The organism is Silvania sp. (genome assembly GCF_051656365.1).
Taxonomy (GTDB): domain Bacteria; phylum Pseudomonadota; class Gammaproteobacteria; order Enterobacterales; family Enterobacteriaceae; genus Enterobacter; species Enterobacter hatchlandensis.
Window position 1 is genome coordinate 77,873 of record NZ_JBOGBT010000017.1, and the last position, 11,333, is coordinate 89,205.

Sequence of the window (11,333 nt, forward strand, 5' to 3'; positions counted from 1 at the left end):
GGCGATATATACATGAAACGATCTCCCTTAGCCGGGGCGTGCTTAGTCGCGCTCTCGCTGATGATGGGGAGCGGGGCGGCGTACGCAAAAACGCCGTCCGATCAGCTCATCATCGGTATGAACATGAACAACCTGCTGACCCTCGACCCGGCCGCGATGACCGGTAATGAAGTGGTCGGCATTGTGGTCAATCTCTACGATTCGCTGGTGGAACTGGATCCCAACACCCTCACCAACGTTAAACCGGCGCTGGCGAAATCCTGGGATATTGCCCCGGACGGCAAAACCCTGACCTTCCATCTGCGCGATAACGTGACCTTCCACTCCGGCAACTCGCTCACTGCCGAGGACGTGGTGTGGTCGATGCGCCGCCTGCTGCACCTGAACCTGGCCCAGGCCTCGGTGTGGAAATCCTACGGTTTCAGCAAGAAAAACATCGACCAGCAGGTAAAAGCCGTTGATGACTACACGGTTCAGCTTACCCTGCCGAAGGCCAACGATCCTCAACTGGTGATTTACTCCCTTGGCGCACTGGGCAACCTCGGCGTGCTGGATCGCAAAACGGTGCAGAGCCACGAGGTCAATAACGACTGGGGTAACCGTTGGCTGACCACCAACGAAGCCGGTTCCGGGCCGTTTATGCTGGAAACCTGGCAGGCGAAAGACGTGCTGCGCATGCAGCGCAACCCGACATACTGGCGCGAAGAGCCGAAGATGAACCGGGTGGTATTGCGCCATTTCCAGGAGTCGCAAACCCTGCGCCTGATGGTGGAGAAGGGCGATCTGGATATTGCCAGCAATATGGCGGTGGCCGATATCAACGCCCTGCGTAAAGATCCCCAACTGACGGTGGAAGCCGTGCAGAAGGGCACGGTTTATTACGTAGCGATGAGCATGAAAGAGGATCACTTCGCCAACCCGAAAGTGCGCGAAGCGGTGCGCTACCTGATTGATTATCAGGGCATCAACAAAGCGCTGATGCCGGGCTACGGCGTCCTGCACCAGCGACCGATCAAGGCCGGAATGCCGTCAACGCTGCCGGATCCTGGCTATGCGTTGGACATTCCCCGCGCCAAAAAGCTGCTGGCAGAAGCGGGCTATCCGGACGGTTTCGACACCACGCTGCGAGTGCTGGCGGATCAGCCCTTCCTCAATATTGCCATCGCGGTGCAGTCCACGCTGATGCAGGCGGGGATTAACGCCAAAATCATCACCGGCACCGGCAACCAGATCTACGGTGCGATGCGCGAACGTAAGTTCGACATGCTGGTCGGGCGCGGCGGCAGCGGCGTTGAGCCGCATCCTCACTCCAGCCTGCGCGCGCTGGTCTACAACCCGGACAACAGCGACGAAGCCCGCCTGACCAACTTCCAGGGCTGGCGCACCAGTTTTTACGACAAACCGCTGAACGAGATGATCGACAAAGCGCTGCTGGAGCGCGATCCGCAGAAACAGATTGTTGATTATCAGCAGATCCAGGTCCGCTACGACCAGCTGATCCCGGCGCTGATCCCCCTGTCGCAAATGGTTGATTCGGTGGTGGTGCGTAACGAGGTAAAAAACTTCCAGTCGCATCCGTCCGCCACCACCTTCCTGCGGGAAGTGTACAAAACCGGAGGTGAAAAATGAGTGTTGCGATCCTCGCCCCGGGCTCCCGGACCCGGCGTTTCTCAAAACGCGTAACACAGGTGCTGGTGACCCTGTTCGGCCTGCTGGTGCTGACCTTTTTTATCGGCCGCGTGATGCCGGTGGATCCGGTGCTGGCGATTGTCGGCCCTGATGCTGACCACAGCACCTATCAGCAGGTGTATCACCAGCTGGGCTTTGACAAGTCGCTGCTGACCCAGTTTGGCATTTACTTCAACAACCTGCTGCACGGCGATTTAGGCAATGCGCTGCTGACCGGCAAACCGGTTCTGGATGACATCCTGCGCGTCTTCCCGGCGACGCTGGAGCTGGCGACGATGGCAATTATTGTCGGCGCGGGCTTAGGCATTCCGCTGGGGGTGCTGGCAGCGGCGCGTCGCAACAGTATTTCCGATTACGTGGTGCGCATCATCAGCCTGGCCGGTTATTCGACGCCGATCTTCTGGGTGGGGATGATGGGGCTGCTGCTGTTCTACGCCTGGCTCGGTTGGGTGGGCGGCGCCGGACGGCTGGATTTGGGCCTCGAAGGCGTGGTGCCGCGGCGTACCGGACTGATGACCGTCGATGCCCTGCTGGCGGGCAACAGCGCGGTGTTCTGGAATGCGATTAACCATCTGGTGCTCCCGGCATCGCTGCTCGGTTTCCACTCTCTGGCCTACATAAGCCGTATGACCCGCAGCTTTATGCTGGCCCAGCTGTCGCAGGAGTTCATCATCACTGCCCGGGTAAAAGGCTTAACCGAGCGTCAGGTGATCTGGAACCACGCGTTCCGCAACATCCTGGTCCAGCTGCTGACGGTGGTGGCGCTGGCCTACGGCTCGCTGCTGGAAGGGGCGGTCCTGATTGAAACCGTCTTCTCCTGGCCTGGATTTGGCTCGTATCTTACCGGCAGCCTGCTGCTGGGGGACATGAATGCGGTAATGGGCTGTGTGCTGCTGGTGGGGATGATCTTCGTGATGCTCAACCTGCTCTCCGACATGCTGTATCAACTCTTTGACCCGAGGACGAAATCATGACCGTTTCTCTGGATACACCGCTGCAGATTGGCCGCAGCGAAGGACGCCAGCGTCTGGCGCGCACCGCACGTCGCGCGGCAGGCTTTGTCGGGCAAATGGCGCGTAATCCGCTAACGGCGATTGGCGGCGGCATTATCCTGCTGCTGTTGATTGTTGCGGCCTTCGCGCCGTGGATCGCCCCTTATAACCCGCTGGTGCAGGATCTGAATAACGCCCTGGTGGCGCCGAACGCCCAGCACTGGTTCGGCACCGATGAGTTTGGTCGGGACATCTTCAGCCGCCTGGTGTACGGCTCACGCATTACGCTGTACATCGTGCTGCTGGTGTCGGTCACCGTTGGCCCTCTGGGGCTGCTGCTCGGCGTTACCGCAGGTTATTTTGGCGGTAAGGTCGATGCTGTGCTGATGCGCGTCACCGACATCTTTATCTCGTTCCCGAGCCTGGTGCTGGCGCTGGCCTTTGTTGCCGCCCTCGGTCCGGGGCTGGAGCACGTGGTCATCGCCATTACGATTACGGCCTGGCCGCCGATTGCCCGTCTGGCGCGCGCCGAGACCCTCTCGTTACGCCAGGCTGACTTTATCTCCGCCGTGCGTCTGCAGGGGGCATCCCCGGTGCGGGTACTGTGGCGACACGTTGTCCCGCTGTGCCTGCCGTCGGTAATCATCCGGATCACCATGAACATGGCCGGGATCATCCTGACTGCCGCCGGTCTCGGTTTCCTGGGTCTTGGCGCGCAGCCGCCAGAGCCGGAGTGGGGCGCGATGATCTCCAGCGGTCGCACTTATATGATGGAGTGCTGGTGGGTGGTGACTATTCCGGGGCTGGCAATCCTGATCAACAGTCTGGCGTTCAACTTCTTAGGAGATGGCCTACGTGACATCCTCGATCCTCGCAGCAACTGATGCACCGCTGCTCGACGTGCGCGATCTGCACGTCGACTTTATCAACGGACGCGCGGTCACGAACGCGGTGCGCGGCGTCTCCTTTCAGCTCGGGCGCGAGAAGCTGGCGATTGTCGGCGAATCGGGTTCCGGTAAATCCACCGTCGGGCGGGCGCTGCTGCGCCTGCATCCGGCTAAAGCGCAGATCACCGCCACGCGGATGCAGTTTGGCGATGTCGATTTACGTACCGTCAGCGAGGCGCAGATGCGCGGCATTCGCGGCAAGCGCATCTCGATGATCATGCAGGACCCGAAATACTCCCTTAACCCGGTGGTGTGCGTCGGGGATCAGATTGCCGAAGCCTGGCTGACCCACCATCCGGGGCGCAAGGCGGAAGCCAAAGCCAAAGTACTGGAGATGCTGGACGTGGTGCGCATTCGCGAGCCGAAGCGCGTGTATCAACTCTATCCTCATGAGATCTCCGGCGGGCAGGGGCAGCGCATCATGATCGCCATGATGCTGATCACCGACCCGGAACTGGTGATTGCCGATGAACCGACCTCGGCGCTGGACGTCTCGGTGCGCCTGCAGGTACTGGGGCTGCTGGACGATTTAGTTCAGTCTCGCGGGCTGGGTTTAATCTTTATCAGTCACGACATCAACCTGGTGCGCAGCTTCTGTGACCGGGTGCTGGTGATGTACGCCGGTCGGGTGGTGGAATCCATTGCCGCCTGCGATCTGCACAATGCAAAACATCCCTACACGCAGGGGCTGATCAATGCCCTGCCGGAGATGAATCACCGCCGTCCGGTGCTGCCGGTGCTGCAGCGCCAGGCCAGCTGGCTGGTCGAATAAGGAGCGAAGATGATCGAGGTAAAAAACCTGAATCTGGCCTTCGGTGAGGGCGAGAAGCGCAGCCAGGTACTGTATGACGTAAACATTAACGTCCAGCCGGGCGAGATTTACGGCCTGGTGGGAGAGTCGGGGTCCGGCAAAACCACGGTGCTGAAGTGCCTTGCCGGGCTGTTCACCCACTGGGAGGGGGCGCTGGCGATTAACGGCCAGGCGCTGGAGCGACGCATCAGCCCCCAGCGCTGTCGGCTGGTGCAGATGGTGTTTCAGGATCCCTATGGTTCGCTGCACCCGCGTCACACCATCGGCGATATTCTGGAAGAGCCGCTGCAAATCCATGGCATCAACGACCGGGATCGGCGTATTCATGCCCTGCTGGATAAAGTGGGGCTGAACCGCGCCTTCCGCGACCGCTATCCGCATCAGCTGTCGGGTGGTCAGCGCCAGCGCGTGGCAATAGCGAGGGCGTTGATTCTGGAGCCACAGGTGCTGCTGCTCGACGAACCGACCTCGGCGCTGGACGTGTCGGTGCAGGCGGAGATCTTAAACCTGCTGGCGGAGCTGCAGCGCGAGTCGAAGCTGACCTATCTGATGGTGACCCACGATCTGGGGGTGATTGCGCATCTGTGCCAGAAGGTGGCGGTGATGCAGTACGGTAAGATCCTTGAAACGCTGACCGTGGATGAGCTGGTGGCCGGGAATGCCAAAACCGATTATACGCGGATGCTGGTCACCGCCAGCCAGCAGTATTCACGCGAGATGGCGCGGGAGGTGGCGGTGTATTAGTGGGATTGTGCCGGGTGGCGGCTTCGCCTTACCCGGCCTACCCAAACCCTGGGCCCGTGCAAAAATCTCACCTCAATAGCGGGCAATCCGGCGGCAGCCGACAGCGCAGCGCCCCCGGCAGCAGCGCGATGCGGAAATGCTCCCCGCTTAACGGCTCGCCGTCGAGGTTAAAGGTCATGCCGTGCGGGGCCGTGATGTCAAACCACGCCGACTGGCCGTCAACAATGTTCGGGCTCTCTTCCGGTTTGGTCAGCGTGGTCAGCAGGGCGGGCAGCAGCTCGTCGCCGGTGAAAATACGCAGCTCGAGCTGACCGTCGTTGATAAGCGCATTCGGACACAACTGTTGTCCACCTCCCGCCTGGCGGCCATTGCCGATCCCAATCACCAGCGCATTACCCTGCCAGTGAAACGCTTCCCCGGTTATTTCGCACTGATCCGGCTTCAGGGTATCTAAGCGCACCAGCCCGTGGATCAGGTAAGAAACTCCCCCAAGAGCGGCTTTGAGTTTTTCCGGGGTTTCGCTGGTGATCCGCGTGCCAAACCCACCGGTCGCCATATTGATAAAGCAGGTTTCATCGTTGACCCGGGCGATGTCCACCGCCGTCGCTTTACCGACAATCGCCAGCTGGAGCGCTTTATCCAGACTTTCGGGGATCCCGGCGCTGGTGGCAAAATCGTTGGCGGTGCCGAGCGGCAGAATGCCCAGCGCCGGACGGTTGGCGTCGGGCAGGGCGATCAGCGCCGTCGCCACCTCATTGATGGTGCCATCGCCGCCGCCCGCAATCACGGTCTCCACACCCAGGGCGTGAGCTTCGTCGATATAGCGCGCCGCATCGCCTTTTTCCCAGGTTACCCGCACGTGAATGGCCACACCTTCCTCGCGCAGCAGAGAAACAGCCTGACGGAGCAGATCGTCCCCGGCGCTTTTACCGTTGAGAATTAATAAACTTGCCGGATAGTTGGCCATTCTCGTTACTCCTTTTGAATTAACAAGAAGTGTAGAGCAGAGCGGGAAAAGGGAGCCAGGAAGAAGATGAAAGGCACAAAAAAAATTAGCCTGGGTAAGGGAGATTACACAGGCTAAGGAGGTGGTTCCTGGTACAGCTAGCATTTATGGGTTATGTTTTTCAGCGTTATCAATAATAACCGTATTGAACGCAGCGGTATGTGATCGAATTCTAAGAATTATCTCATGCCCGGAAAATAACCCCTGAAATTATTTAGCGTGCGGGTTTCGGGTATTTTCGCCGCTGAAGTTACGCATCAGCAGCGCATAATCCAGCGCGATATCTGCCGGTACCGGCAGCCACACTTTATGACCGTCTCCCGGCGCAACGGACACCGCTTCACCTTTACCGTTCTGCATATGTTCCAGCGTAAAGTTGATGTTGCCCTGCGGGGTCATCAGCTCCAGGCTATTGCCGACGAGGAATTTGTTTTTGACCGCCACTTCCGCGAGGTCGCCTTTGCGCTCGCCGGTGAAGTCACCGACAAACTGTTGACGCTCTGAAATCGAGTGGCCGTAGTCGTAGTTCTGGTAGTCATCGTGGGTGTGACGACGCAGGAAGCCCTCGGTATAACCGCGATGGGCCAGCCCTTCCAGCGTGGTGAGCAGGTTCTCGTCAAAGGGTTTACCCGCTGCCGCATCGTCGATCGCTTTGCGATACACCTGAGCGGTACGCGCGCAGTAGTAATAGGATTTGGTCCGGCCTTCGATCTTCAGCGAGTGGACGCCCATCTGGGTCAGGCGCTCAACGTGGGCGATGGCGCGCAGGTCTTTGGAGTTCATGATATAGGTGCCGTGCTCGTCTTCGAACGCGGTCATGTACTCGCCAGGACGTTTGGCCTCTTCAATCATAAACACGCTGTCGGTCGGGGCGCCTTCGCCCAGCGTCGGCTCGACGGTTTTTACCGGGATCGGCTCGTGCTTATGCACGATGTTGCCCACGTCGTCCTCTTTCCCTTCCTGAACTTTGTATTCCCAGCGGCAGGCGTTGGTGCAGGTGCCCTGGTTAGGATCGCGTTTGTTGATGTAGCCGGACAGCAGGCAGCGGCCGGAGTAGGCCATGCACAGCGCGCCGTGAACAAAAATCTCCAGCTCCATTTCCGGTACCTGGGTGCGGATCTCTTCAATCTCTTCCAGCGACAGCTCGCGGGACAGGATCACGCGGGTCAGGCCCATTTGCTTCCAGAACTTCACCGTCGCCCAGTTAACCGCATTCGCCTGCACGGAGAGGTGAATATCCATCTCCGGGAAGTTCTCGCGCACCAGCATGATCAAACCCGGGTCGGACATAATCAACGCATCCGGCCCCATCTCAACGACCGGTTTCAGGTCACGGATAAAGGTTTTCAGCTTGGCGTTGTGCGGCGCAATGTTGACGACCACGTAGAATTTTTTCCCCTGGGCGTGGGCTTCGTTGATGCCGAGCTGCAGGTTTTCGTGATTGAATTCATTGTTACGCACGCGCAGAGAGTAGCGCGGCTGGCCCGCATAGACGGCATCGGCACCATAGGCGAAAGCGTAACGCATATTCTGCAGCGTTCCCGCCGGGGAAAGGAGTTCTGGTTTAAACATGTTTGTTCTCGTTCTGATGACAGGTCAGATGCGCTACACCAGAGTGTGCGCCGGGAGGAGATCCCATACTTTAAGGGCGGGCATTGTAGCGCTGTGGGGCAGGGAGGTAAACCATTTAACGAAACGCCGACGGCAGGACAGTGCCGTCAGCGTTTAATTAAATGAAGGGCGCTCAGAGGTCATCCAGGGTGTGATCGACAATAATTTCCAGCGTCTTGCGAATGATATCGGCTTTGACAACGTCGCGGGTGGACTCAATTTCATGAATAAGGCGCAAGATGATCGCTTTATTGGTCAGCGGCTCATTCGCATCCGCAATAGCGGCAACAACGGAATGATACAGCGCTGATTCGTCAGCCAGTAAACCTGCAGCATTACGAAAATAATTGGACAGCACAGGGTTTGGCAGTGGTTGATAAAAATCATTATTCTGGAGCATAGCCTGGCTCATAGGATCACACCGATTAGTTAATGGCTGAATAATTGCAGTCAGTGTTTTTTACTGCTGCGCGATTGCTGGCTTGTGCCAAACAAGGGATACACGTTGCTGCTGTTCAGACCGTCCTTGTCCCCTGCCTGCTGCTCACTTTTGACGTTGCGCGAAGGCGCACCGTTACTGTCACTGGAGATTTCCAGGATTATTTGTGCCAGTACGCTGCGTCTTTCATCATCTCGCTCTGCAGCGAGCATTGCGCTCAGCCTCTCCAGCAATCCTTTAATGCTGATCGGCCCCTTTTCCTGGAGCAGAGAAAGGGTGGCTTCGCCAATAAGTTCGTCAGTCAGTCTTTCATGTTCACTTCTGTTCATAACTACGTCTCTGTTGCCACATCTTCCAGCAAAGGGAAACGCGGCATGATGTCAGTTTTGAGAGCAGTATAAGAAAACTGCTTGCAAGAAAAAACCGACGAAAAGCAAGGTAATTAGCGGCTGCAGGCGTCCTTCTTTTAACGGTCAAACAGCAGGCCAATCAGCGTTTGGTAGCGACTCTCCTCTCCCTTATCCAATGCCTGGTCCATGCGGGAAAGCAATTTAGTGCACAGCGACTTTCGGTTAAGGATTTTTCCCTCCCGAAGGATCTCCACTACAATCTGTCCCAGCATCTCCTGCTGAGTAGGCTGGTTAGCTTTCGTAAAGTATTGAGTAATGGCATTGGCTGTATTCGGTACATACCCGTTCTCGCGCATATGTCACTCCTGATGCTTTGTATTAGCTAATGTGTTAACGTGTTGTAAATCTATAAATACTGTACACACTGGTTGTACAGGTTGACAGTTTATTTTTGATCATTAAGTGCTATTGCATTATAATCAAAAACTTAAAGTTGTATTTTGCTGCGGAGCAGGCAGGAAATATTGTACATTGTGTACGGTTTTTACGCGTTAAAGTGTTAAACAGTACCGCACAAAATCCCGTGATAAAGGATATCAAGAGATATATCCAACCATTTGATACTGTGGCGTTTCATTCACTTCCTCTATTGGAAATCCTATGCTCACTACCATTATTTACCGTAGTCACTTACGTGATCACGTACCGGTTACCGTGCTGGAAGACATGGTTGTTGCAGCTAATGAGAAGAACAGCAAAGCCGGCGTCAGCGGCATTTTGCTGTTCAACGGCAAGCTGTTTTTTCAGCTGCTTGAGGGACCCGATGAGAGCGTGAGGGCTATCTACCAGACGATTTGCGCAGATGAGCGTCACCACAACGTGGTCGAACTGCTGTGTGATTATTCCCCTGCGCGGCGTTTCGGTAAGACTGGCATGGAGCTGTTTGATTTACGGACCTACGATCGTCGCGAGGTGCTGCAAACGGTGATGGATAAAGGAACCACCCGGTTCCAGCTTATCTATAACGACCGGGCGCTGCAGTTTTTCAGGACCTTTGTCGAAGAGAGTGAAATCGAGAACTACTTCGAAATCCCACCGGCAGACTACTGGGAGTTTATCCCCGATACCTCTGCCGCCAGCGTGCGAACGCTGCATACGCGCTATAGCGAGACGTGCAGCTTTGCCTTTCAGCCGATTATTGACCCTATGGCCCGTGAGCGGGTCACGCTGGAAGCGCTGATCCGCACGCCGAGCGGGGAGCCTGCCCAGCGCTGGTTTGAAGGGCTGCAGGGGGATGAAATCTACGCAGCAGATCTCAAAAGCAAAAGCGTGGCCTTTGCAATGGCCAGCGCGCTGGGGCTGGGTGAGCAGAGCCTGTCGGTCAACCTGCTGCCGATGACGTTGGTCAACGAGCCTGATGCGGTCAACTATCTGCTGCAGGAAATTGCCGCCAACGGGCTGGTGCCCGAGCAGATCGTGGTGGAGTTTACCGAGAACGAAGTGATCTCGCGTCTGGATGATTTCACCGGCAGCGTGCGCGAGCTTAAAGCGGCCGGGATCGGTGTGGCTATCGACCACTTCGGCGGCGGTTTTGGCGGTCTTTTGCTGCTGGCCCAGTTCCAGCCGGACCGGATTAAGATTAACCGTGACCTGATCCGCGATATTCACAAAAGTGGCCCGCGTCAGGCCATCGTACTGGCTATCATCAAATGTTGTACAACACTGGAAATACTGATCTCTGCGGTCGGTATTGAGAAGGCGGAAGAGTGGATGTGGCTCGAATCTGCCGGTGTTTCACAGTTCCAGGGGCACCTGTTTGCCCGTCCGGAACTCGCTGGGATCCCCGCTATCGCGTGGCCTGAGCGGACAGAGGACATTTAAGCAATAGTCTCACCGGGTAGTGATACAATTTTGTTGTACACTATTACAGGTTGTACAGCCTGGTGAGATTCGTTACTTTGAATACAGAATATATCGATTAAGCAGGGAGAATCGATGGCCTTTTACAGTATTGGCGATGTTGCAGAACGATGTGGCATAAACCCCGTCACTCTGCGGGCATGGCAGCGCCGGTATGGGTTGCTTAAGCCGCAGCGCAGCGAAGGCGGACATCGACAGTTTGACGACGACGACCTTCTGCGCATTGCCGAGATCCAACGCTGGATCGAACGTGGTGTGCCGGTCGGGAAGGTGAAAGCGCTTCTCGATCAGGGAAAAGCGCCGGAGCCGGGAGACTGGTCTGCGCTGCAGGAAGAGATGATTGGGACCTTGCGCCAGGTGAGTCCTGCGAAACTGCGTGCCAAAATTGCGGCGTTCTGTGCGCTCCATCCCGTGGATATCCTGATCGACAACGTCTTTGAGCCCCTGCGGAACACCCTGAGTCTCGATCGCGATACCGCGCGCGCCATGCGCAGCCTGCTGGATGGCATTCTGATTGAGCAAGCGGTGTCGAGCCTGATGGAAGCGCGCATCAAAGCGGGCAGAGATGCATTACTGATCGGCTGGGGAATTGACGATCGCACCGGTCTGTGGCTGGAGGCGTGGCGTTTATCCCAGCGCGGCTGGCGGATTGATGTGTTTGCCGAACCGCTTGAGTTACCCCATCCGGAATTCTTCCCGGGGCAGCAAATTCTGGTCTGGGCGGGGCCGGCAATTTCGCCGGAACAGCTCCAGCAGCTGGAGCACTGGCAAAAGCAGGGTTATGCCATCAGGGCATACGGGGCGGCAAACGCCGCCTGATTGTT

Annotated in this window: 12 protein-coding genes; 7 read left to right on the forward strand and 5 right to left on the reverse strand. The window is 57.1% G+C overall.

Annotated elements, in window-relative coordinates:
• Window positions 1–12: 12 nt before the first annotated feature.
• Genes ACRDD5_RS03140 through ACRDD5_RS03160 form a run of 5 tightly spaced genes read left to right on the forward strand, consistent with a single transcriptional unit; the run spans window position 13 to window position 5,183 of the window.
• Window positions 13–1,629 carry an ABC transporter substrate-binding protein gene (locus ACRDD5_RS03140; RefSeq protein ID WP_438675895.1) on the forward strand — a complete coding sequence of 539 codons (1,617 nt, stop codon included), beginning with the start codon at window positions 13–15 and terminating at the stop codon, window positions 1,627–1,629.
• Entirely contained in the window at window positions 1,626–2,663 is a 1,038-nt protein-coding gene (locus ACRDD5_RS03145) for an ABC transporter permease (protein ID WP_438675896.1), read from the forward strand. Before ACRDD5_RS03140 ends, ACRDD5_RS03145 begins: the two co-directional genes overlap by 4 nt.
• Window positions 2,660–3,565, forward strand: a complete 906-nt coding sequence (locus ACRDD5_RS03150) for an ABC transporter permease (RefSeq protein WP_271282690.1) — start codon at window positions 2,660–2,662, stop codon at window positions 3,563–3,565. The genes ACRDD5_RS03145 and ACRDD5_RS03150 overlap by 4 nt, the downstream gene beginning before the upstream one ends.
• Entirely contained in the window at window positions 3,537–4,400 is an 864-nt protein-coding gene (locus tag ACRDD5_RS03155; RefSeq protein WP_271282689.1) for an ATP-binding cassette domain-containing protein, read from the forward strand. Before ACRDD5_RS03150 ends, ACRDD5_RS03155 begins: the two co-directional genes overlap by 29 nt.
• Before the next feature lie 9 nt (window positions 4,401–4,409).
• Window positions 4,410–5,183, forward strand: a complete 774-nt coding sequence (locus ACRDD5_RS03160) for an ABC transporter ATP-binding protein (protein ID WP_438675897.1) — start codon at window positions 4,410–4,412, stop codon at window positions 5,181–5,183.
• Between the two features lie 67 nt (window positions 5,184–5,250).
• Here ACRDD5_RS03160 and yegS read toward each other — a convergent pair whose 3' ends face one another.
• From yegS to ycgZ, 5 genes are all read right to left on the reverse strand, one after another.
• On the reverse strand, window positions 5,251–6,150 hold the full coding sequence (yegS, locus tag ACRDD5_RS03165; RefSeq protein ID WP_438675898.1) for a lipid kinase YegS: 900 nt from the start codon (window positions 6,148–6,150) through the stop codon (window positions 5,251–5,253).
• Between the two features lie 249 nt (window positions 6,151–6,399).
• Window positions 6,400–7,761 carry a prephenate-dependent tRNA uridine(34) hydroxylase TrhP gene (gene trhP, locus ACRDD5_RS03170; RefSeq protein ID WP_271282179.1) on the reverse strand — a complete coding sequence of 454 codons (1,362 nt, stop codon included), beginning with the start codon at window positions 7,759–7,761 and terminating at the stop codon, window positions 6,400–6,402.
• Window positions 7,762–7,933: 172 nt separating this feature from the next.
• On the reverse strand, window positions 7,934–8,212 hold the full coding sequence (locus ACRDD5_RS03175; RefSeq protein WP_271282180.1) for a biofilm development regulator YmgB/AriR family protein: 279 nt from the start codon (window positions 8,210–8,212) through the stop codon (window positions 7,934–7,936).
• Window positions 8,213–8,250: 38 nt separating this feature from the next.
• Window positions 8,251–8,568 (reverse strand): hypothetical protein, encoded by a 318-nt coding sequence (locus tag ACRDD5_RS03180; RefSeq protein WP_271282181.1) that lies wholly within the window; start codon window positions 8,566–8,568, stop codon window positions 8,251–8,253.
• A 137-nt stretch (window positions 8,569–8,705) separates the two neighbouring features.
• On the reverse strand, window positions 8,706–8,945 hold the full coding sequence (gene ycgZ / locus ACRDD5_RS03185; RefSeq protein WP_438675899.1) for a regulatory protein YcgZ: 240 nt from the start codon (window positions 8,943–8,945) through the stop codon (window positions 8,706–8,708).
• Between the two features lie 304 nt (window positions 8,946–9,249).
• On the opposite strand from ycgZ, the gene ACRDD5_RS03190 reads away from it, so the two are divergent.
• Together ACRDD5_RS03190 and ACRDD5_RS03195 are read left to right on the forward strand one after the other, a co-directional pair.
• Window positions 9,250–10,470, forward strand: a complete 1,221-nt coding sequence (locus ACRDD5_RS03190; protein WP_438675900.1) for a diguanylate phosphodiesterase — start codon at window positions 9,250–9,252, stop codon at window positions 10,468–10,470.
• A gap of 114 nt (window positions 10,471–10,584) precedes the next feature.
• Window positions 10,585–11,328, forward strand: coding sequence for a MerR family transcriptional regulator (locus ACRDD5_RS03195; RefSeq protein ID WP_438675901.1), 744 nt, complete (start codon window positions 10,585–10,587; stop codon window positions 11,326–11,328).
• Window positions 11,329–11,333 lie beyond the last annotated feature (5 nt).

Coding starts and splice junctions, on each gene's coding strand:
- ACRDD5_RS03195 (WP_438675901.1), top strand. CDS start 10,585: ATGGCCTTTTACAGTATTGGCGATGTTGCAGAACGATGTGGCATAAAC.
- ycgZ (WP_438675899.1), bottom strand. CDS start 8,945: ATGCGCGAGAACGGGTATGTACCGAATACAGCCAATGCCATTACTCAA.
- ACRDD5_RS03145 (WP_438675896.1), top strand. CDS start 1,626: ATGAGTGTTGCGATCCTCGCCCCGGGCTCCCGGACCCGGCGTTTCTCA.
- ACRDD5_RS03190 (WP_438675900.1), top strand. CDS start 9,250: ATGCTCACTACCATTATTTACCGTAGTCACTTACGTGATCACGTACCG.
- ACRDD5_RS03175 (WP_271282180.1), bottom strand. CDS start 8,212: ATGAGCCAGGCTATGCTCCAGAATAATGATTTTTATCAACCACTGCCA.
- ACRDD5_RS03160 (WP_438675897.1), top strand. CDS start 4,410: ATGATCGAGGTAAAAAACCTGAATCTGGCCTTCGGTGAGGGCGAGAAG.
- yegS (WP_438675898.1), bottom strand. CDS start 6,150: ATGGCCAACTATCCGGCAAGTTTATTAATTCTCAACGGTAAAAGCGCC.
- trhP (WP_271282179.1), bottom strand. CDS start 7,761: ATGTTTAAACCAGAACTCCTTTCCCCGGCGGGAACGCTGCAGAATATG.
- ACRDD5_RS03180 (WP_271282181.1), bottom strand. CDS start 8,568: ATGAACAGAAGTGAACATGAAAGACTGACTGACGAACTTATTGGCGAA.
- ACRDD5_RS03140 (WP_438675895.1), top strand. CDS start 13: ATGAAACGATCTCCCTTAGCCGGGGCGTGCTTAGTCGCGCTCTCGCTG.
- ACRDD5_RS03150 (WP_271282690.1), top strand. CDS start 2,660: ATGACCGTTTCTCTGGATACACCGCTGCAGATTGGCCGCAGCGAAGGA.